The following is a 20,258-nucleotide window of genomic DNA, read 5'->3' on the forward strand; positions in this document are numbered from 1 at the left end:
TGGCGTACACCATTAGAGGTCTTCTGGGAACAGATGAGGTTCTAATAAGTGTTCGGATAATTCTTGCAATCTCCCTCCTCCAAACATAATATATGTAATTTATCAAGCAAGAATAGTATAACCGAAGTTAGCGTATTTGTTAAGAATTATATTCCACAAATTGTTAACCGCCATTAGCTATCCCCTAACTACGACATTGATTATAGACGGATAAGTCCCGTTTAACAAGGATTTACCCTTCTTTGTCGTGGGAATGAAACAATAAGCCACTCTTTGTAATATTGTTGTCATGTAAGTTAAAGTTATCACCAGTTATTAAAATATTAGTAACGCACTAGCTGATTCCATAACATACTTAGAGATTTTTTAAAGCTTAATGTGTCGTTAAGGAAAGTCACTTTACTTGCAAAGAATCTCCCTCGGATCTACACTGTGTTCAATTAAATGAAAGGGGGTGATGCTTTTTGGCAACTGGAAATAGTTACCTCAAAGTGATCGCTTCCGCGGAGAACGGAAGCAATTAACCACTTTAAGGTGAGCGTCGGCGGATTTATTCGTCGGCGCTTTTTGCTTGCAGAGTGCGCAAGCAGGCCGCTAGTCAGTGAGCATTAACGTCAATAACGTGAGTGGCCCGGGCTTGGCCACTTGCGTTATTGGGGTTAAGCGGAGCTGACTGCCTGCTGTAGCACGTTTCGACCATAGATAATGAATGCCACCCCATAAGACCTGAGAGCACACACTCCAGGTCTTTTCTGATCCCAAGATTACCACCCTGTCCTTCAAAACACTTCCTATATCGAGCCCAGTCATCTTCAAGGCCCTCAAACTTCCATCTAAGCTCTCTAACATCCCCACCACCCATTCACCCAACTTCTCCCTCACAAGTGACTAAGTCACGCCTTTTTCCCAAATAACACCGTCCTACATAGCACCTTCACCGCTAAGTCTCTGTCTCCCAAAAATTGACACAAACAAAAACGACCGGCAATCCCCAACCCACCAACCTTCTCAGTGGGTAAACGAATCACCGAATCGTTCACTCTTTTCCTATAATAGGTCAATTCTCAGTCTCAACAGATACCAACCACTAAACGACAGGCTTAGCCGCATGCAGGGCCGTCTTAATCTGGTCACCCAGCCGGTGCATCCCCTCGTCAATCGTTTCGGGCGTCAGGCCGGTGAAGCTCAGCCGGAACCCGTTGCGGACATTGCGGTCGGGGTAGAAGTTGGTCGATGGCACATAGCTGACGTGCGCCTGCGGGATAATCGTATCGCTCAACAGCGTGTCGGCATCGAGCTCCTCGGGCAAGGTCACCCAATTGAAGAAGCCGCCTTCTGGCCGCGTGAAGCTGACCTCATCGGGGAAGTAGTCCTCGAGGGCCTGAATCATGGCGGCACACTTACGCTGGTAGTCGGCCTTTAAGATGTCAACGTGGGCGTCCAGGTCATTGGCCGTCAGGTAGGCGTCAATGGCCGCGTGGACGATGTTATTGGCTTCGAGGTCACTGGCCTGTCGGGCCCGCAGAATCGCCGTCAGGAGGTCGCCATCGGCCACCAGCCACCCTGTCCGCAACCCGGGCATCAGTATCTTCGACATGCTGGAGACGAAGATGACGCGACCCTCGGTGTCGAAGGCCTTGATGGCTGGCAGTGGCAGGTGTTCATACCCGAGGTCCCGGTAAGGCGAGTCCTCGAGAATCACGAAGTCATACTTGTTGGCTAAGGCCACCAGCTGTTGGCGCTTAGCCACGGACATGGTAATCCCGGTCGGATTATGGTAGTCCGGCACGGTGTAGAGTAATTTGATATTGGGATGCTGCTTCAAGGTATCCTCCAACGCATTCAGGTCGATCCCATCATTTTGAAGGGGAACGCCGTAATACGTGGGAGCGTAGAGGTCAAAGGCGGCCAAGGCGCCCACATAGGATGGGGCTTCCACCACAACCTCATCACCGGGATTCAACAACGTCTTGGCTACCAGTTCGAGGGCTTGTTGGCCCCCGACCGTTAAGACTACGTGGTCCCCGGTCGTCTGAACCTGGCCCCATTTGCCAATCCGCCGGGCGAGCTGATCGCGTAACCCGGCGTTGCCTTGCGACGTCTGGTATTGAAACAGGTGTGCACCGTGGTTGATCATTGCGGTGTCGAAGGCCGTGCGCATAGCCTGAACCGGGAACAGGTCCTGGTTAGGACTCCCGGCCGCAAAGGAGATGGCGCGTGGGTCATCGTCCTTGGGGAAGAGACCACTTAACGCCGACGGAACATCTGGATTAACGCGTTGTGCTAATAAGTCTTTCATCATCGAGCTCACCCTTTCTAGTCGTGCCCGGCCCCAACCAGACACGCTGACTACCCCCCTTGGGTGGCGGATTATCCCAACACCCAATAAAAGCTTCCTGGCTTTCACAGAGTATGATAGAATACCGGTGACAGAAAAACGAGTTCAACTATCTCGAAATTGCGTGAATGTAATTCATCTTAACCAATCGGAGGGGGTCACGCACGATGTTACCATTTGCTTACCGGGTCTTTCAGACCATTGTTCAAGAACATACCTTTTACCGCGCCGCACAGACGCTCAATGTGACGCCGTCTGCGATCAGCCACTCGGTCAACCAGCTAGAAAAGGAACTGGGCTTCCCACTCTTCATCCGGAATCGTTCCGGCGTGGAGCTCACCACGGACGGGCAGAGCGTCCTGCCGCTGATTCAGGCGATCATCAATGCCGAGGATCGGCTCCAACAGGCCGCAGCCAATATCCACGGCTTGAATGCTGGATCGGTGCGGATCGGGGCATTCTCCTCGGTCTGCATTAACTGGCTGCCACCGATCATCCGGCAGTTCCGCCAGGACTACCCGCAGATCGCCATCAACGTCGAACAAGCCGGCTTCGGGAAGATTGCGGCCGACGTCAAGACCGGACGCCTGGATCTTGGGCTGTCGGCCTTACCGGTTGCCGAGAAGCTGACGGTCCTGCCGCTGGTGCGCGATGAAATCTACTGTATCACGTCCAGCGACTTTGTCCCTGCCAACCGCACGACGGTGACGGCGGCCGACCTGGTCGACCAGAACTTCATCCTTCAACGCGGCGACTACGACAAGGACACCAAGGCCGCGTTGGACCACTACCAGATTCGGCCGAACGCCCTACGCTTCTCAATCGACGACCAGTCCATTCTGGCGATGGTCGAGGCCGGCATGGGCATGGGGATCTTGCCCGAGCTGGCGTTGGAACGCGTGACCGGGAACGTTAACGTCTACCCGTTCGACAAGCAGTTCTACCGAACCATCTGTCTGGTGGTCAATGCCGAACAGGCCAAGGCGCCGTCGACGGCCAAGCTGTTGCGAGCCATTACCGACTATGTGGCCGCTAAGTATCCGGACAAGGTGTTGACGCATGGTGATGGGGAATAATTGAGTATGTATGCAGAAACGGCCTCGCAGATGAATTGCGGGGTCGTTTCTTTTTGGTTATGTGACGTTGTGTGGTGCGGGGTTATTGGGCGGCAAGGACAAGGGTTGTGAAGGCTTTGCGCTGGTCGCGGGTCATCTTGTGCGTGTCAATAAGGTCACTGTCGACGTCGAACCAGGCATTGCCATCGTTGTTGGACCAGATAATGTCGGGTTCGGTCATGGGGTCTTCGTCGAGGCCTTCGGGTGTAAAGATGGTGATGTCATGGGCAAGACGCGTGACGTCGGCGTCGGTGGCGGCACCGGCTAACCAGGCGGTGGCTAGGGAGACTAGGGTTAGTTTGATGGTTTTCATTGTGAGCACTCTCCTCTTTTGGTTTTGTTTATGGGTTCAGTATAGCTTTTGGGGGTGTCACAATGTGTCGGTTCATTATGTAATGACAAAACTCACGAAAAGCTTTGCCACTTTTGACTATCACTGCTGTTGCAAGCGACGACCCTCTTCAACCAATTTCTCTAACTCTTCGACCAGGACGTAAACCGTAGTAGCTGGGTTTCGTTGCGAATTAGGGGTCGATCGGTGTTCCGCATAGCTTGCCATCAGCTTTTTGGCCCGATTTATCGCCTTTTGTCGACGCTCCGGAGTCAATATTGCTAAGATATTCTGATTACTTTTCTGATAGCCAGTCACTGATCCGTGACGACCAAGCTCTCTAGATAACTTGTCATAGTAAGTCTTGCGATCAACTGCTGTTGTTAAGTAATCAAAGTGCAACACGTACCACAATTCAAAACAATTATTGCTCCAAGCTGCATGCCACTTTAACTTCTTAGCCGTCCTAATGGCCGTATTAAAATCTGCGTCAGGAAAATCATCTTTGTCAAAGACTAACCAGACATTCTCATAAATCTTCTCGTCGAGCGCCTGCTCTTGCTTCACGTAGTCTACCAGCTTCTGATTACTTTCTCCGCAACCCATCACTTTGACGACCGGGCTTGCGCTAATACCCTGATAGGCTTTATTAACCAACTTGGCCCATTCGTTAAAATAGGCCACCTCTGTCACGGTCCCCTCACTTACAATCAAGTAGCTTCCGGGAAGGAGAACTCGCTTCTTTTGTCGAGCCTTTTTCCCAATATGTCGACTCATCGGCTTATCCTAACTGCCGCAAATTCGGCGTTGCTCGGAATTTTCCCAACAGATAATCTTTCCCATAGCTGGCGTCATTGCGAACCTTCTGATTGTTGGCATCGCGCAGAGAATCCAACGCATACAAGTCAGAACACCCATCCTGGTCCTTGTCAACGAACCAGATTTCATCACGTCGCAAGTCACGTTTATCCAGGGTCACGATGTCTTGGGTACTGAAGATCAGCTGTGCATGATGTGGATTGGTCACATTAGAATGGAACATGATGAGAATATAGCGCATCAATAATGGATGGATCTGAGCGTCCAATTCATCAACAACCAATAGGCCACCAGCTGACAACGTCTGATGCAAGTCAACGTAAAGTGCCAGCATCTTGCGAGTTCCACTAGACTCGGCAGAAATTGGGGTCTGCATGAGCTTCCCTGTTCGCGGATTCCGATGGTAACTCACGACACGCTTCTGATCCTGCCGTTCGGTCAAGGGATCAGAAGCCGTGACGACATCTAGTTTGGCAATCCCCACATCAATCGCCTGAATAAAGTGCTCAAGAGCCGCCCGCTCCTTGTCATCTTCTAACAAGGCAATGAGCGGACGCAATGCGGTATCAGATCGCATCCGGTGGCTTCGATTGCGAACTTGTTCCACATTCCCGTAATCGACGCTATGAAGGTCCTTAAACCAGTTCAGAACTTCGGTTGCGGCTGAACCCCCAACCCGTGCGAAGGTCGATAACAACAAGGCATTTTGTGGCACCAGCTGAATCAATCCCATCACATCAGAAGCGGCCACCCAAGCCCCACTTATCTCGTTTTCATCACGCCGATACAACTCGAGATAGCGCTCGCCAACCTTCGTCTTATCCCGCTGGTAAAGGAACTCTTCATCAACGAGTCCCTGATGAGTGCTAAAGCCATACTGATAGATCGTGTCATTAATGGAAAAAAGAACACTAAATTCCGTAGGCGTGGCTGGATCTTCAAACCAGTAGGGCTGAATTCGCTGAAGAGCCTCTTCATCAGAAAAAGAAACCATCACGGCATAGACCATCATTTTGAGCGCAGCCAGAACATTACTCTTCCCCGAAGCATTCGCCCCATAAATGGCAGCCAACTTTAAAACCTTCTCGTGGCTCGCATCCACCACCACATCATCGGGAATCTCTTTAATTGCGGACGCCGTCATATCAAGTGTGACCTCATCGCGAATTGATTTAAAATTTTTTATCGTCAACTGATGGAGCATGGCAATCACCTCCTCTGAAGGATACCTGTTATTGCCACGTTTTACAAACATTTGAGATTATTTCTCAAAAATGCCAAAAAGGCGGCCACATCTCCTCTCGGAGACCGGCCGCCCTTTCAGGTTGTGATTCAGCTAGACAGGGTCAGGTTAGACCGTTGGTGCGGGTACGACCGGCGCGAACAGGCTGGTCTTGGTGGTCTCGACCATGTCGGCGCTCACGGGTTCGGCGTACAGGTCGCCGCCGTCCTTGGCGAACAACCGGGCTTCCGCAATCTTGGCCATGAGTGCTTCGATTTCCTTAGGCTTCAGGTCGGTGTTGATGTACTTCAACCGGAGGTGCTTGACGCGCTTGTCGGTACCTTTAAAACTCATTTCTAATGCTTTCATTGATGGATGACTTCCCTTCTTAGTTGGCTAGGCGTTAGGCAACGGTGCTTTGGGTGGAGACGGTGGCAGTGCGAAACGTGAGGCCGGTTAAGGTCGCGAGCGTCGCGCCGAAATCCGCAATCTGGGTGGCTTCCGGGGTGCTGATGGCGTTTTGTAACGCGATCTTGACCGGGTGGTCGCCGTCGTCGATGAAGATAAAGGTGATGGTCGTTTTCTTCCAGTTCGTTTGCATGGGTGGTGCTCCTTCCGTGGGGCTGAATTTTGTAGTGGTTGGCCAACCCTTACACTACTACTAACGAAATTCGGGCCGATTTTTTCGCATGTTTTCGCAAATTTGTTAAAAGAATCGGTCCGGTGGGGTTAAATGTTTAATGAGTCGGCGCGTTAACGAAAGCCGCCAACGGTACACCGTGGCGAGGTTCACACCATGCCGGGTCGCAATCTCGGCGGCCGTCAATTGGTCGACGAGGGTGCCCACTAGGAAGCGCCACTCGCCGGTGTTGCCCGCCGCGCCAATCAATTTCACCAGATACGCGCGGTAGTCGGCCAGGCCAATGCTGGCGAGGACGTCCTCAGCCGTGGGCACGGCCGTCAGGAGTTCTTCCTGGTCGCCGGGTGCCTGCCGATCGTCTTGACGGCGGTCGCGGCGGAGCTGGTCCGCCAGCGTCCAGGTAATCTTCTGTTGGGCGTAGGCCAGGAACTGATGGGGATTCGTCTCCGGATCGTCGGGGAACTCAGCGTAGACTGCCGGAAAGAGGAGTCGCGCCTCTTGGAGATAGTCCTCGTAATCGTTCTGAGCGGGCGTCAGGTGCAGGCGTTTCAAGGCGCCATACAGGATCGCCTCGTGGTCGCCAGTAAATAAGAAGCGGTAAGCCGGAGTTACGTCGTTGTCCATGATGAATCATCCCTTCTCGGTGGTGATCCATAGCGCTATGGTCAACGCCTACCCTACCGGACTTTCAGTGGGTTGCCAAACGGGGGTTCGACGGTGATCTAGACCAATTATGAGACGACCGGCGGCAACGACTTACCCCGCAAACACTCGTTCGCGGAGGTGGGAAGTTGAATGCCTTTTGGGGAAAATTTGCGTTTGGTGCGTAATTACGGAAATTTGGGGCGGTAAATAAAGTTTAATTTTGGTTTGGAACGCTAAAGCGGCACCCGGAGAGTGAGCTCTGGGTGCCGCTTGATATTACATTGCTTGATTTGCTGCTTCTGAAACGTGTTCCCCAAGGCAGGGGATTCCGCTTAACCCCGCTAAACCAATAATCCAAAACCAGGATTATCGGCTTAGCGACGTTAATGCTCGTCCCCTAACCGCCTTGGCTCACACTCTAATCCTTAGAAAATAACGCCATCGACTTGTAAACCAAATCACGGAACCGTGGCAGGTCAACACCGAATGCTACCGTCACGTTCTTATCCTTACCGGAAACTTCGTCGTAATCGACGACGGTACTCCCTAAGGACAGACCATCCTTGGTGTCAATCTCAACATGCTTCTTGCGCGTCGTGAAGAGCGTTGGGTCAATGATATAGGCCATCGCGCAAGGATCGTGCATGTGCACGCCTTCAACGTGGTCGGGACCCGCTAAGAATGGTGGTGTCGTGGTTAAGGCAAAGAACTTCAAGAGATCGGCCATTACCTTAGCGACAGGATTCCCAAGGTTTTCGATATAGGAAATATCCTCATCGAAGAGTTGGGCCTTCAACGTGACATCCAAGCCAAACATGGCAAGTGGCACACCAGATTGCATCACAACTTCAGCAGCTTCTGGGTCCACATAGATATTGAATTCGGCTTGTGGCGTAATATTCCCACCGAAGCAAGCCCCACCCATGTATGAAATCTGGGCAATCTTAGACTTCAATTCTGGATGTGACAACAGGAAGATCGCCATGTTGGTCAGCGGACCAGTCGCAACCAGTGTGATGGGTTCGTCAGAGTTGCGTAGCGTTTCTGCCAACAGGTCATTAGCCGATTGCTTCAGTGGTTCGTGCGTTGGTTCAGGGAGCTTGGCCCCATCGAGTCCCGTCTTACCGTGGACATTTTCCGCGATAATCAAGTCTCTTAAGAGTGGCTTTGCGGCTCCCATGGCTACTGGAATATCCTCGCGACCAGCCAAGGCCAAGAGTTTCCGGGCATTGTGGAAGGTCTTCTCCGGCTTTTGATTACCGGCAGAAGTGGTTACAGCCACCAAATCAATGTTGTCGGCGGCTAAGGCCATCAACAACGCCAGCGCGTCATCATGTCCTGGGTCACAATCTAGAATTACCTTTTGCTTTGCCATAACTTCAATTCCTCCTCGATCTCAGTAACTATTCAGCGTCTTTGACTTCTTCACGAGCCCGACTGTAGATGGTCTTGTGGAAAATAATGTAGATAGCTAAGGCAGCTAAGACAATGATCCCACCAATCATAAAGATGTTGGCGTAAGTCGAAGCGGCCCCGGCTTTAGTTCCGAAGAGACTCCCACCGGACATTACACCGGAGGACATCATCCCACCGAAGACGGAAACCCCGATGGACCCAGTGATCGCTTGAATCAAATCATTCAGACCCAAGACACGGCCGGATTCTTCGGCTGGCACAGTTAACGTCGCAGTATCCACGATTGGAGAGTAGAAGAAGGACGTCCCGAAGTAGTAGATACATGGGGCAATCATTAAGGCCGCAACCTTACCATAAGGAATGGCAAAGGCAATGGCGATTAACCCCAGACCCATAGTGGATAAGGCCAAGATAATTGAGGTCGTCCGACCCATCTTCTTAATCAGTGGCCCACAGAAACCAAGTACAGCGGCCAACAGGATGGACCAAACCAGCAAGGTTGAAATTTCAGCGGAATCGATACCGTAGACGTTCAACCCAATTGCGTTAACCCCAGCGTTCAGCGTGTAACTGAAGAAGTACCCAATGAAGATAACCGACATCGTTGCGATGAAGGCTGGATTCTTAAAGAATTCTGGTGTGATGAATGGGTTCTTAGCTTTGTTAATATAAACAATAAAGGCAATTAAGGTGATAACAGATGCGGCGGCCCACCAGATGTTCATGTTGGTAAAGAACATGGTAACGGCACCGGCGAATAACCCAATCAGGGTAAACCCAATCCCATCAACCTCGGCACCTTCGGCGTGTTCATCAGGCAAGTTCCGACTCAATGATGGCAGGAAGAAAATGGCCACGATTGGGGCAGCGAAGAGCCAACGCCAGTCAATCTTTTCAACGTAACCAGCCAGCACAACCCCTAAGGCAGCGGAGAACCGGAACACAGCCACGAAGATTTGGTAATAAATAACCCGACTAAGCTTTGAGACATACTTTGAAACCAGCACCAGGAACACTGACCCGGCAACTTGGCCCCCAGCTGATTGGAGCACACGCGCAATCACAACGGCCCAGATGTTCACTGGCCCCAGGATAAACCCAATGGCAGACCCAATCACGAGGAGTAACGTCCCGAAGATAGTCATTTTCTTCAAGGAAACGAAGTCCCCTAAGGACCCATAAATAACACAAACAATTCCTAAGACGATCCCGGGAATTGAAGTGATCAGTGGTGCCAAGGCTTCTGACCCCAGTTGCTTCCCAATATTTACGAAAATCATGCCAAACGCTTGTTGTTCCAAAATCCCTAACGTGAAGATAATTAAAATCAACGGAATGGCCTTTTTGGCCATCTTATTCATCTTTTCGTACTCTGCAGTACCCTCGGCGGGAACGGGAATTCCCGTTACTTTTGTCTTCTCATCCACTGGTCGACACATCCTTTTCTAAAATAAGTTACCGTCAAACGCTGATTGATAAATCCGGCGACAATCTTCGCGGTTCAACCGCACGACGCCTCCGATACACTGGTCATCGCCCCGAAAGGCAATGTTGCCCAACATCTTTTCTGTTTCAGTCGTGGGCACGTCGAAGTCCTTGTAAGACGTTGGCATCCCCAATTGTTCAAAGAAAGCGACCAACCGTTTAATGCCCTCGGTTGCCAGTTCGTGATCATTCTTACCAGCCGCTGGCACGTGGAATACTTCGCGGGCGAAGCGGGCAAAACGATACGGTTTCTGTTGACTGGCATAAGCCATCCAAGATCCCATAATGATTGAAATCGTGGCACCATGGGGCGTGTCGAAAACGGCACTGAGCTCGTTGGCAATCTCGTGGGTCGCCCAGTCCTGGGTACGGCCCATCCCCACTGTATTGTTCTGCGCAATCGTCGCAATCCACATGAGTTCTGCCCGGCTCTCATAGTCTGCCGGGTGTTTGAGAACTTTCGGTCCTAAATCAACGATGGTCCGGAGAATACCTTCTGCCATGCGATCAACCACGCCAATCTCGTTATCTGGTGAGAAGTAGCGCTCGCACACGTGACAGAACATATCCACGATCCCACACGCCGTTAAAAATGGTGGCAAGGTACTCGTGAGTTCCGGTGCCATAAAGGCCACTGCTGGCCGCACGATCGGATCACTGACGAGGAGCTTCTGCCCGGCCTCGGTGTTATTAACCACCGTAACCGCACTCGACTCACTCCCAGCCGCCGGATAGGTCACGAGTGAGGCCACCTTTACTGTGGCGGTTGGAGTCGCCTTACCAGTGAAGAAGTCCCAGACGTCTCTGTCCGTGGCCGCACCTAATCCAATTGCCTTGGCGGAGTCAATGGCACTGCCACCACCAATCGCAAAGATGAGGTCGATGTTTTGATCCTTCACAATGGCGATCCCTTCGCGCACTAGCGACAGCCGCGGATTTGGCTGAACACCGGCTAGTTCCGTCACCGTAATTCCGGCCTGCTTGAATTGGGCCTTCACCCGATCCAAGAGTCCGGTAGATTGGAGGAACGCGCCACCATCATGATGCAAGAGGACGTGGTGCACGTTCATGGTTTGGAGTTTGTCCCCGATCTGGTCAATACTGTTGCGACCGAAGACAAAGTCCGTGCCAATCTGAATTTCAAAATCCTGTAGCATTCTCTTGCTCCCTTCCCAATAATTTTGCTTTTAGTTGATCGACATTTGAAACACACTGCCATGGCTTTTCTTGACGCAAGGTTGTCACGTCACCATCCCCGTACGTTACACCCAAACACAGTAATCCATTCGCTCGGGCGGCACTCACGTCCGTCCCCGAATCTCCTATGTAGAGGAATGGACCAGGGTAATGGGTATCAGTCAAAACCTGTCGAATGGCCGTTGTTTTGGTGGCCTGGGGGCCAAACCAATCGATGCCATAGACTGCGGTAAATAGGGACTGCCAATCCTTATTGACCACAATGCGATCCAAGGCCGCTTGAGGCTTGAGGCTGACGACCACATTGCAGATACCACGCGTTTCCAGATCCCGTAGTAGATCCCGGATTCCCGGATAAAGTTGCGTCTGGTCAAAGGTATTCAGCGTGCGATAATGTTTGGCGACTAACTGATCGAATTTAGCGAAATCACGCTGATCCGGTCGCGGTTTCAAATGTTGAAACAACTGCTCTAATGGCCAACTTAAATGACTGGGATCCGCCGTGAGTGCCGCTGGTAATGTGGCATTCAAAGCCGCCGCGGCGTAGGCTACCGAGGCCCACACGTCTGGTGCCGTATCCGCCAACGTTCCGTCGAAGTCCCACAGGATGGTCCCAAATTTTGTGATACCCTCACCCCCTTAAATAGTGGTTGTCGCTGACAGTCATGACTCTGCCAGCACGTTATCTGCTAAGAAATCCTCGAGCTGGGCTTGCGTTGGACAAGCGCGACTCCCTTGCTTAGTCACCGTATAGCCCGACACCGCATTGCCTAATTTCAAGGCTTCGTGAAGTCCTTGCTGATTCAATAAAGCCTTGATTAACCCGGCATTATAAACATCGCCGGCCCCGACCGTGTCTTCAACGGTTACCTTGAATGCAGGAACCGAGACCTGATTGTCAGGCGTTAAGGCCATAGACCCCTGACTACCATTTCGCACGATGACCGTGCGGTAGTTCGTTACCAAGGATCTGGCGTTGGCCAGCCAATCCCGGCTATCACCCAAGTAGACATATTCCTCCTCGCCCGAACCCAGGACGTAGGTGGTGTACTTCAGAATTTCTTTAACCGCTTGTTCGTAGTTTGGATCGAGCTTGCCGTTATCAACTCTAAGATTCAGGTCAAAGGACGTGGGAATGTTGTGCTCATAAGCTAATTTGAAGAGTGCAATGATGGTCGACCGGGCCGAAGTATCATACGTGAGGGTCATACCGGAAGAATGAACCCAATCAGCCTGCAAGACTTGGTCGTGGTTAACCTTCACTGGGTCTAACACTTTGAAGGACCGCTTCTCGCGCGGCCATCCCCAAAGGTAGCGTTCACCCTGATTATCGATAAAAGCGAAAACCCCAACGGTATTCAGGGTTGGGTCGACAATTAACCCAGTCGTATCAATGCCACTCTTCTGAAAATCTTCTTGCACGTAGCGGCCGTATGAGTCAGCCCCGACTGTCCCAATAAAAGCTGTGGGAATATTCAAGCGGGCCAGAGCTGTGGCCGTATTGGCTGCCGTTCCCCCACCTTGCAGGTTGGGATTCTCAAAATGAACTTCCTTCGGCTGTTCACGAATCACCGTCGGGTAGTGAACTAGGATATCGACATTGGCATCCCCAACAATTAAAACCTTAGGCATTTTGCGCCGCCTTGATGAACGCCTCAACCTTCTGCGGATCCTTGCACCGCAATGTGTTGGCTCGTTCATCGTCGTAATTGGTCAGACTGAAGGAATCGACGCCGTAAGGATGGGTAATGTGAATGGCTTCCGCCACGTTCTGGTCGTCTAAGCCACCCGCAATGATGCAAGGTACCTGAGTACTGTCAATAATGGCAGCGTCAATATGCTGGTCGTGAACCTCACCCGTGGCTCCAATGTCACCGGCATCCGGCGTCTTCGTATCAATTAAGAAGAAGTCGGCCACCTTTTCATACGCCTTCACGTAGTCCAAGACCGGTTGCTCGGTCAGAGGCACGCCCGCTAGAACCGGTAGCGCTTGCATAATTTTCAAACCTGGGAAGCGATCCTTTAGGGTCTGGGCCTGTTCGGGACTGATACCCTCAATATCTCCGGAGAGATGCATGACATCTGGCAGGGCCAACTTGAGGTCTGAGGTGATTTCATCGATGTCCTCGGAAACCGTCAACCCCACGCGAACGACATTGCCAGCGGTGGCGTCGAAGATTGCCTTAGCCTGGTCACAGGTTAGTTGGCCTGGCGTCCGTTTCACTTGGCCGTAGCTCACACCGATGTGGTCGCCTCCAAAATCAATGACCATCTGAGCATCTTCGATCGTTCTAATTCCGTAAATTTGCGTAATCATCTTTGCCACAATCAATTACTTCCTTTCCTCTTCAAATGCCCGTACGAAGGCGTCTGTGGTAAATGGTGTTGCGGTGAAGCCCACCGTTTGGGCCAATTGGGTCAGTGGCGGTGGCGTGATGAAGCAGGTCTTCAAGGTAGCCGTCTGGGAGAACACGTCTTCCGGCGTGCCGTCCAGCTGAACGGCTCCCTGTGACATGACAATGACCCGTTTAAAATTCTGAGAAACAAACTTCATGTCGTGAGAAATGGTGACACAGAGTTTGCCTTCGGCTGTGAGGTGCTGAATGATGTGATTTAACAAGTGGTCCCCATGAACGTCTTGCCCACAGGTTGGCTCATCAAACACGACCACGTCAGGATTCATCATGATAATGGCCCCGATAGTACAGAACTTTTTCTGAGTGTCATCGAGGTCAAATGGATGGGTATCAAGGTCATCGGTCAATTCAACTAACTCGGCTACCTGATCGACCCGTTGCTTAATCTCCGCACTCGACATGCCAATTCGTTTAGGACCAAATTCGAACTCCTTACGAACCGAATCCAAGAACAATTGGTCATTAGGATTTTGAAAGACATAACCCACTTTAGAGGACCATTTGGCGGTCGTCTGGGTGGTCACATCCTGACCATCAATCAAAACGTGGCCGGAAGTTGGCGTCAAGATCCCGTTGAACTGCTTCACTAACGTGGTCTTGCCGGCCCCGTTCTGACCGATGATGGCGATGGGGTCAGTTCCAGCGAGCGTCAGGTCAACCCCATGCAGAATTTCATGTTCGGGCCGATAGCCGAAATGTAAATCTTGTAAGTCAATCTGCATGGTTGAGCCCCTCCTTCACTAGTGCTGCCGCTTGATCCTTGGTGACACCTAACTTATCTTGGATTAATTGGCGCTTGGCCAGGGCCTGAGTGACCGCCGCATAATCCGGTGGTTCAACTCCGAAGTCAGCTAACCGCGGATCGCCAAAGACTTCCGCTGGTGCCCCTTGTAAGACTGGTGACCCATCTGCCAAGACCAGAACCTGGTCAGCATACTCGGCGACCCGTTCCATATCGTGGTCGACCATGATCACCGTAATGCCCTCATTGTTGAGGCGCTTAACGATGGCGAAAATCTCATCAGCCCCCATGGGGTCTAATTGCGTGGTACATTCGTCTAGCACCAAAATCTTCGGTTCGAGAATAAAAGTTGATCCAAAGGCCACACGCTGTGCCTGGCCCCCGGAGAGGTCCAACGGATTCTGGTCGAACACCTGGTCGATCCGCATTAATTTGGCAACGGCTTCAACCTTGGTCACCATCTCCTCGCGAGCGACCCCGCGATTTCCTAAACCGTAAGCCAGCTCTTCGGCAACCGTTGAGGCTGTGTATGAGAGTTGGTTAAACGGGTTCTGGAAGACCAATCCAATCTGCGAAGACAAATCCGCAATCGACTGGTCAATGATACTTTGACCGTTGACGAGGACATCCCCGTCCATCTTGCCTAAGAAATAATGGGGAATCAGCCCCACGAATGTATTACATAACGTGGACTTCCCCACGCCGTTACCACCGATGATGCAGAAGAAACTACCCTTAGGTACCGAGAAACTAACGTGGCTGAGTGCCGCGTGGGTCGTTTGCCGGTAACGAAACGAAAGGTCTTTCACTTCAATTGCTAAATCGTCCAACGCGCTTCCCTCCTCGTCTTACTGAAGTTACCATCTCATCAGGATGGAAATAATAATGACTGCTACTAGAAAAATAATTAGGCCTGCGCGTAAATATGTATCCGCCTTGGACGTTGTGACTTCGATGTAACTTGTCCGTTTAACGTTGGTGTTCGCAAACCCTCGTGTTTCCAGGGTCATCCCCCGTTCCTGGGCGTCCGTCAACGATGACATGACGACCGGCCCCATCAGGGGAATATAGGCCTTTAGTCGGGCCCACAGACCGCCAGTTGTTTCAACGCCACGCGCCTCTTGGGCTTCCTTGATGACGTCTAGTCGGCGATGCATCTGTGGCACCACATTTAGACTGGCCAGAATGAGGTAACCGACCTGCGGATTGATTCCGCTACTGGTCAAGGCGGCTACCATCTTCCCGGCATAAGTGGTTTGATTCATGATATAGAATGTCGCTAAGAAAACTAATAGTGTGATGACAATCTTTGCGGCATACAGGAGGCCTTCTTCACCGAGCTTGGCGAATCCCAAATCTGCAATAATGGTCTTGTTCTTAGGACTGTAGAGTCCTTGAATGAAGAACAGCATCAGTGAAATGGGAATCCCAAAACCGAAAATTGTTTTGGCGAAAGACTTCAAGATATGAGCCATACCTGCTACCCCAAAGAGGACAATCACAATTCCTAATCCCAACCAGGAATTCGGATAAATTAGTGTTGCGAGTCCCAAACAGAAAATGGCCAGCATCTTTGTAAGCGGATTCAATTTCTCGATTGGACTTTTGACTGGTTCTCCACTACCCACGGGACTTCCCCCTCTCAAAAAGAATTAACAGTTGATTGCTAGTCGTCGTCACCCAAGCTCGACGAGTACTGACTCAGGAACTTCTTTGGAATCCGTTGGATGATGAGGTAGGCAATCACGAACACAATGGCCTTATCAATCAGGTTCTCCACCATCGACGACGAGAAGACTGAGAACATAATTTTCTTGGTGGTGGCGAGCAAAGCTGCCGTGACCAACGAGGTACTATTCACCCCGGTGGCCCCACCATAAACGAAAATGGTAATCAGCGAGGCGGAAACGGTATTGGTTAGCGTCACCGCCAACCAGGTCACCACAACCCCAAACTTGTTACGGAACAGACCTGCCTTGATTAAGTACCCCGTGACTAGCCCGCAGAGAACACTGACTAAGGCGTATGGCAGATAGACGGGGTTAGCAACTAGCGCCAAGAACAAGTTAGTTAACAACCCACACAGGGCGGCCACCCACGGGCCGGACAACACCGCGATAACAATGGTTCCAATCATATCCAGAAAGAGTGGTAATTTCAGGGTTGAACATAACGTCCCCCCAATGAGGTTAATGCCGACAGCGATTGGGATAAGCACCAAGGACTTCGTTGCCGACTGCACCTTCACACTTCTGGATAGTGCACTTTTTTTGTCAAAATTCATCCCCCCTTTTAAAATTTCTGATTCTGTGCTAACTTTAGGAAAGCAGTTTCCGAAAGTGCTTTCACGGTCAATTTACCATCACGATTTATGATTGTCAATCAAAAGTTGTGTTGGATAATGGTTGCGCATGCACGCCTTTCAAACTGAATTTCGGCGGAAACGCAAGCGCCACCTGACTTGGCTTTGCGAAAAGGCTTGCAAAAATAATTCGAATAAAATACGCTAGGGATGTGGGGTCAAATAAATAAACATATTAGTCATTCATTCCGTGTTTAATAGGCCCTGAAACAGCGTCATATCAATGTTTGCCAGCGAATAAACCGTTTTACATGAGCTGGTTGACCAAGCAACTGTTGACTTAACGACAATTTTGAAAAGGTGAAATCACTCATGAATATTAACGATATAGCGAAAATGGCGGGAGTTTCAGCGTCGACGGTGTCTAAGATTGTTAATAATAAAGACGGTAGTATCAGTGCCGAGACTCGTGAACGGGTCTTAAAGATCGTCAAGGAGTATCACTACACCCCTTACTCACAAAAGATCAATGCGTCGCAAAAAACGTATACGTTTGGCGTGCTTCTGAGTTCTTCAATTTCGATGGACTCCACGCTAGACGGAATCATCAAGACGGCCCAAAAGAACGGCTACCGTGTCTTAGTCTTCAATGCCTACGATGATGCCGATCAAGAATTAAAAAACATCAGTGCCGTCAGCAACAATCAAGTCGACGGGGTTATTTGGGAACCCATCAGTCAAGCTAGCGTCAAGCGAATTGCCCTCTTTAAGGAACGCGACATTCCTCTGATTACCATCGGTGCCTTCGGTGGTGATCATTCCCTGCTCATCCCTTACCAGCAGGCCGCCTATCAGATTACCCAGGAACTCATCGACCTTCGTCACACCCGAATTGCCTGTCTACTTTCCAAGAGTCGCCGGACAGATGCTTTTCTCGAGGGCTACCGCGAATGTCTCTTTGACAACAACCTGACTTACGAAGAAGACTTGGTCTACACTGATCTCGACGATAGCCTGCTTCATCGTATCAACTCCCACTACATCACGGGGGTCATCTCCTCACACCACAGTAAAGCCCTGGAATTCTATGGCGTTCTACGCGACCTCGCAATCAAGGTACCGGAAGATGTGTCCCTAATCTCTCTGAAGAATGACAACGCAGAGTCACAGGCAACATTTGCCCTCAATGAGATTTCAACGCTGACCGTTCGGAACTCTGATTTCGGTGCGTACATCTGCAATAAGATGGTTACGCAGTTAGAGACTAAGAAGACCGTCAAAAAGGCCTTCTCACAGGAATTCAAGCTCGATAACGAAACGACCGTTGCCATTCCTTATCAGTTCAACAAGCCCAAGGTCACCATCATTGGTAGCATCAATATGGACACCTATCTTCGCGTGCCCAAACTCCCAGAGAGTGGCAAAACCGTCACGGTAACGGCCTCAACCACCGTTCCCGGTGGCCATGGGATCAACCAAGCTATCGGCGTTTCCCAACTTGAACAACCGGTGACCCTGATTGGCAACATTGGCTCCGACTTGGAATCCGATACCATTTACAAGGAACTCGAACATTATGACATTAATGTTCGGGGGGTTAATCGGATTAATCATATTGATACCGGCCATGCCATCATCTATGTGGGAAAAGATGGCAACTCCACTGTTTCCGTCCTACCCGGCGCAAACTCACTGGTCACGCCCGAATATCTGACGGCTAACGAATCCCTCTTCAAGAATTCAGGCTATTGTCTGATTCAATCGGAACTCCCCTTGGATACCATTGAACGGGCCTGTACGCTGGCCCACAAGTATGGGGCCACGACCATCTTCAAGCCATCGACTCGTAGCAAGATCCCCGTTCAACACCTCAGTGGCGTAGACATTCTGGTCCTCGATCGCCGAGAACTAGAACTCCTCGCTCCTGAAGCTGGCGAACTTAAGGACCAAGCCGAGTTTCTCCTGAACGCTGGCATCTCGAAAATCATCGTGACGTTAGGCGGTGAAGGTTGCTATCTTGCCACTGCTGATACTGAACGGGTCTTCCCCGCCATCGATTTTCCAAAGATCGATACCACGGCGGCAACCGATGCTTTCATCAGTGCCCTAGCCACTTACCTGCTAGCAGGTTACACTCTGGATGAAGCCATCCGCGTTGCCAACTACGCCGCGGGCTTCTGTGTCTCCCGTGAAGGAGCAGCGGCCTCACTGATCGACCGACGTGGGTTAGAATCTTATATTCACCAGACCGAACCAGGTTTGTTGGACTCACTTTAATTTGGATGAAAAAAACGGCACCCAGAGAGTGATCTCTGGGTGCCGTCTTTGTGTTGCCACAGTGTTTTTATGCTGCTTCTGAAACGTGTTCCCCCAGGCAGGGGATTCCGCTTAACCCCGCTAAACCAATAATCCAAAACCAGGATTATCGGCTTAGCGACGTTAATGCTCGTCCCCTAACCGCCTCCTGAACCACTCTAATCTACTGAAATGCCTTCGCCGTGAACACCTCCGGCCGGTGGTTACTCATCAGGTAAGCCGTGCCATCGCTGGCAAAGCTCAGCCCTTCGAATTCCCGCCGTGACGCGAAGTGCGTCCACAGAACATCCCCGCTGGTCAGGCTACCACTGCCCGCGAGCTTATTAACCGGCAGGCTGGCGATAGACTCGTCGGCCACCAGGTACAAGCGCCCGTTGCTTGGATTGTAAGCCATGCTCTGAACGTGCGTGCCGGGGCCGTGTTCCAGGATCTGATGCGTCAACCGGAAGCGGACGTGGTCGCGGCTAATCGTCCCCTGGTAGATGTAAACCTCGTTGCCATTTGGCCGCGTCCAGAAGTAAGCCCGGCCCTCCTTGTCAAATGCCAGCACGTGGCCGCCAGGAACCGCGAAGCTCCCCGCCTTCAACCGGAACGTCACCTTGTGAACGGGCTTCAAGGTCGTTTGACTCAGCTGTTGGATGACCCCTTCCTGGTTGATTGGCACAGCGGGTGCGGACTCGCGATCCTGCCACATGTAGAGCTGGTGAGTCTTCCAGTCATAGGATAGCGACTGACCGTGCCCCGTCACGAAGGCTGGCCCAATCTTGATGGCCGCCGCGATGGCCTGTTCGTGCTTGTCATTAGCCGCCGAGCTGTGGTAGACCCGCTGGATGTCCAGGGGCGTGGCATTGAGACTCGCTAGTTTTGCCATGTCCAAACGCACCATGCGCCCCCGGTTATGCCAAGTCATCGGACAGTAAATCACGTAGAGATAGTGGCCCACCACTGTCATGCTCTGGGGATCGCCCCAGGCCTCGTTGTGATAGCCCGGTTGTGGTAACAAATACTTGGTCGTGAAGGTCACTGCGGTCCCCTCATCGCTGGTAATCGTGTTAATTCCGTGCGGATGAGCCGCCTCGGAATACGAACTCGGTGCCGTAATGAAGTGAACTTGAGTGTCCTCTAACGGTCGCAAATCCCCCGGCGCCACTAAGGCCGCCGATGCTTGCTTAACGGTACTCATCGCGTGTGCAGATACAGTTCCGACGCTGCCCAAGCCTAGGCTCAGAACCAACGCGCCCCACAAATAGATTCTTCTCATAACCCTCCACCC

General features: G+C 51.3%; 20 protein-coding genes. 2 read left to right on the forward strand and 18 right to left on the reverse strand.

What is annotated here, in order from left to right; all coding sequences use genetic code 11:
- Positions 1 to 1,087: 1,087 nt before the first annotated feature.
- Positions 1,088 to 2,299 carry an aminotransferase-like domain-containing protein gene (locus OCU14_RS08785; RefSeq protein WP_261810711.1) on the reverse strand — a complete coding sequence of 404 codons (1,212 nt, stop codon included), beginning with the start codon at positions 2,297 to 2,299 and terminating at the stop codon, positions 1,088 to 1,090.
- Between the two features lie 206 nt (positions 2,300 to 2,505).
- Here OCU14_RS08785 and OCU14_RS08790 point away from each other — a divergent pair, with 206 nt between their 5' ends.
- On the forward strand, positions 2,506 to 3,414 hold the full coding sequence (locus tag OCU14_RS08790; protein WP_261810712.1) for a LysR family transcriptional regulator: 909 nt from the start codon (positions 2,506 to 2,508) through the stop codon (positions 3,412 to 3,414).
- Positions 3,415 to 3,496: 82 nt separating this feature from the next.
- On the opposite strand, the gene OCU14_RS08795 is transcribed toward OCU14_RS08790, so the two are convergent.
- The 16 genes from OCU14_RS08795 to OCU14_RS08870 form a co-directional block, all read right to left on the reverse strand.
- Positions 3,497 to 3,766 (reverse strand): hypothetical protein, encoded by a 270-nt coding sequence (locus tag OCU14_RS08795; protein ID WP_261810713.1) that lies wholly within the window; start codon positions 3,764 to 3,766, stop codon positions 3,497 to 3,499.
- Positions 3,767 to 3,886: 120 nt separating this feature from the next.
- Positions 3,887 to 4,561 carry an RloB family protein gene (locus tag OCU14_RS08800; RefSeq protein ID WP_261810714.1) on the reverse strand — a complete coding sequence of 225 codons (675 nt, stop codon included), beginning with the start codon at positions 4,559 to 4,561 and terminating at the stop codon, positions 3,887 to 3,889.
- 4 nt (positions 4,562 to 4,565) lie between these two features.
- Complete coding sequence (locus OCU14_RS08805) at positions 4,566 to 5,807, reverse strand: AAA family ATPase (protein WP_261810715.1); 1,242 nt, start codon at positions 5,805 to 5,807, stop codon at positions 4,566 to 4,568.
- Positions 5,808 to 5,954: 147 nt separating this feature from the next.
- Complete coding sequence (locus tag OCU14_RS08810) at positions 5,955 to 6,194, reverse strand: DUF2922 domain-containing protein (protein WP_261810716.1); 240 nt, start codon at positions 6,192 to 6,194, stop codon at positions 5,955 to 5,957.
- Positions 6,195 to 6,228: 34 nt separating this feature from the next.
- Entirely contained in the window at positions 6,229 to 6,426 is a 198-nt protein-coding gene (locus OCU14_RS08815; RefSeq protein ID WP_057878444.1) for a hypothetical protein, read from the reverse strand.
- A gap of 105 nt (positions 6,427 to 6,531) precedes the next feature.
- A complete protein-coding gene (locus OCU14_RS08820) occupies positions 6,532 to 7,089 on the reverse strand; it encodes a sigma-70 RNA polymerase sigma factor region 4 domain-containing protein (RefSeq protein WP_261810717.1) in 558 nt (185 codons plus the stop codon).
- Between the two features lie 439 nt (positions 7,090 to 7,528).
- Positions 7,529 to 8,485 carry a nucleoside hydrolase gene (locus tag OCU14_RS08825; RefSeq protein ID WP_261810718.1) on the reverse strand — a complete coding sequence of 319 codons (957 nt, stop codon included), beginning with the start codon at positions 8,483 to 8,485 and terminating at the stop codon, positions 7,529 to 7,531.
- Between the two features lie 28 nt (positions 8,486 to 8,513).
- Entirely contained in the window at positions 8,514 to 9,953 is a 1,440-nt protein-coding gene (locus tag OCU14_RS08830; protein ID WP_261810719.1) for an MFS transporter, read from the reverse strand.
- A gap of 18 nt (positions 9,954 to 9,971) precedes the next feature.
- The gene (locus OCU14_RS08835; RefSeq protein ID WP_261810720.1) at positions 9,972 to 11,168 is read right to left on the reverse strand and encodes an iron-containing alcohol dehydrogenase; all 1,197 of its coding nucleotides are present in this window, start codon (positions 11,166 to 11,168) and stop codon (positions 9,972 to 9,974) included.
- Positions 11,152 to 11,835 carry an HAD family hydrolase gene (locus tag OCU14_RS08840; RefSeq protein WP_309296930.1) on the reverse strand — a complete coding sequence of 228 codons (684 nt, stop codon included), beginning with the start codon at positions 11,833 to 11,835 and terminating at the stop codon, positions 11,152 to 11,154. The genes OCU14_RS08835 and OCU14_RS08840 overlap by 17 nt, the downstream gene beginning before the upstream one ends.
- Positions 11,836 to 11,871: 36 nt before the next feature.
- Complete coding sequence (locus tag OCU14_RS08845; protein ID WP_261810721.1) at positions 11,872 to 12,840, reverse strand: carbohydrate kinase family protein; 969 nt, start codon at positions 12,838 to 12,840, stop codon at positions 11,872 to 11,874.
- Positions 12,833 to 13,525: a phosphoribosylanthranilate isomerase gene (locus tag OCU14_RS08850; protein ID WP_261810740.1), complete on the reverse strand. Its 693-nt coding sequence runs from the start codon at positions 13,523 to 13,525 to the stop codon at positions 12,833 to 12,835. Before OCU14_RS08850 ends, OCU14_RS08845 begins: the two co-directional genes overlap by 8 nt.
- A 15-nt stretch (positions 13,526 to 13,540) precedes the next feature.
- A complete protein-coding gene (locus OCU14_RS08855; protein WP_261810722.1) occupies positions 13,541 to 14,347 on the reverse strand; it encodes an energy-coupling factor ABC transporter ATP-binding protein in 807 nt (268 codons plus the stop codon).
- Positions 14,337 to 15,197, reverse strand: a complete 861-nt coding sequence (locus OCU14_RS08860; RefSeq protein ID WP_261810723.1) for an energy-coupling factor ABC transporter ATP-binding protein — start codon at positions 15,195 to 15,197, stop codon at positions 14,337 to 14,339. Before OCU14_RS08860 ends, OCU14_RS08855 begins: the two co-directional genes overlap by 11 nt.
- A gap of 27 nt (positions 15,198 to 15,224) precedes the next feature.
- The gene (locus OCU14_RS08865) at positions 15,225 to 15,995 is read right to left on the reverse strand and encodes an energy-coupling factor transporter transmembrane component T (protein WP_261810724.1); all 771 of its coding nucleotides are present in this window, start codon (positions 15,993 to 15,995) and stop codon (positions 15,225 to 15,227) included.
- A gap of 38 nt (positions 15,996 to 16,033) precedes the next feature.
- Positions 16,034 to 16,651: an ECF transporter S component gene (locus tag OCU14_RS08870; RefSeq protein WP_261810725.1), complete on the reverse strand. Its 618-nt coding sequence runs from the start codon at positions 16,649 to 16,651 to the stop codon at positions 16,034 to 16,036.
- 390 nt (positions 16,652 to 17,041) lie between these two features.
- Here OCU14_RS08870 and OCU14_RS08875 point away from each other — a divergent pair, with 390 nt between their 5' ends.
- Positions 17,042 to 18,946 carry a PfkB family carbohydrate kinase gene (locus OCU14_RS08875; RefSeq protein ID WP_261810726.1) on the forward strand — a complete coding sequence of 635 codons (1,905 nt, stop codon included), beginning with the start codon at positions 17,042 to 17,044 and terminating at the stop codon, positions 18,944 to 18,946.
- A gap of 202 nt (positions 18,947 to 19,148) precedes the next feature.
- Here OCU14_RS08875 and OCU14_RS08880 read toward each other — a convergent pair whose 3' ends face one another.
- Complete coding sequence (locus tag OCU14_RS08880; RefSeq protein ID WP_261810727.1) at positions 19,149 to 20,246, reverse strand: hypothetical protein; 1,098 nt, start codon at positions 20,244 to 20,246, stop codon at positions 19,149 to 19,151.
- Positions 20,247 to 20,258 lie beyond the last annotated feature (12 nt).

It is taken from the genome of Levilactobacillus humaensis, assembly GCF_024345185.1.
GTDB classification, from domain to species: Bacteria; Bacillota; Bacilli; order Lactobacillales; family Lactobacillaceae; genus Levilactobacillus; species Levilactobacillus humaensis.

Excerpts from the sequence above, each read along its gene's own strand:
- OCU14_RS08805 (WP_261810715.1), bottom strand. The coding sequence starts at position 5,807 with ATGCTCCATCAGTTGACGATAAAAAATTTTAAATCAATTCGCGATGAG.
- OCU14_RS08880 (WP_261810727.1), bottom strand. The coding sequence starts at position 20,246 with ATGAGAAGAATCTATTTGTGGGGCGCGTTGGTTCTGAGCCTAGGCTTG.
- OCU14_RS08800 (WP_261810714.1), bottom strand. The coding sequence starts at position 4,561 with ATGAGTCGACATATTGGGAAAAAGGCTCGACAAAAGAAGCGAGTTCTC.
- OCU14_RS08810 (WP_261810716.1), bottom strand. The coding sequence starts at position 6,194 with ATGAAAGCATTAGAAATGAGTTTTAAAGGTACCGACAAGCGCGTCAAG.
- OCU14_RS08835 (WP_261810720.1), bottom strand. The coding sequence starts at position 11,168 with ATGCTACAGGATTTTGAAATTCAGATTGGCACGGACTTTGTCTTCGGT.
- OCU14_RS08785 (WP_261810711.1), bottom strand. The coding sequence starts at position 2,299 with ATGAAAGACTTATTAGCACAACGCGTTAATCCAGATGTTCCGTCGGCG.
- OCU14_RS08855 (WP_261810722.1), bottom strand. The coding sequence starts at position 14,347 with ATGCAGATTGACTTACAAGATTTACATTTCGGCTATCGGCCCGAACAT.
- OCU14_RS08795 (WP_261810713.1), bottom strand. The coding sequence starts at position 3,766 with ATGAAAACCATCAAACTAACCCTAGTCTCCCTAGCCACCGCCTGGTTA.
- OCU14_RS08875 (WP_261810726.1), top strand. The coding sequence starts at position 17,042 with ATGAATATTAACGATATAGCGAAAATGGCGGGAGTTTCAGCGTCGACG.
- OCU14_RS08825 (WP_261810718.1), bottom strand. The coding sequence starts at position 8,485 with ATGGCAAAGCAAAAGGTAATTCTAGATTGTGACCCAGGACATGATGAC.
- OCU14_RS08790 (WP_261810712.1), top strand. The coding sequence starts at position 2,506 with ATGTTACCATTTGCTTACCGGGTCTTTCAGACCATTGTTCAAGAACAT.
- OCU14_RS08820 (WP_261810717.1), bottom strand. The coding sequence starts at position 7,089 with ATGGACAACGACGTAACTCCGGCTTACCGCTTCTTATTTACTGGCGAC.
- OCU14_RS08870 (WP_261810725.1), bottom strand. The coding sequence starts at position 16,651 with ATGAATTTTGACAAAAAAAGTGCACTATCCAGAAGTGTGAAGGTGCAG.
- OCU14_RS08845 (WP_261810721.1), bottom strand. The coding sequence starts at position 12,840 with ATGCCTAAGGTTTTAATTGTTGGGGATGCCAATGTCGATATCCTAGTT.
- OCU14_RS08815 (WP_057878444.1), bottom strand. The coding sequence starts at position 6,426 with ATGCAAACGAACTGGAAGAAAACGACCATCACCTTTATCTTCATCGAC.
- OCU14_RS08850 (WP_261810740.1), bottom strand. The coding sequence starts at position 13,525 with ATGATTACGCAAATTTACGGAATTAGAACGATCGAAGATGCTCAGATG.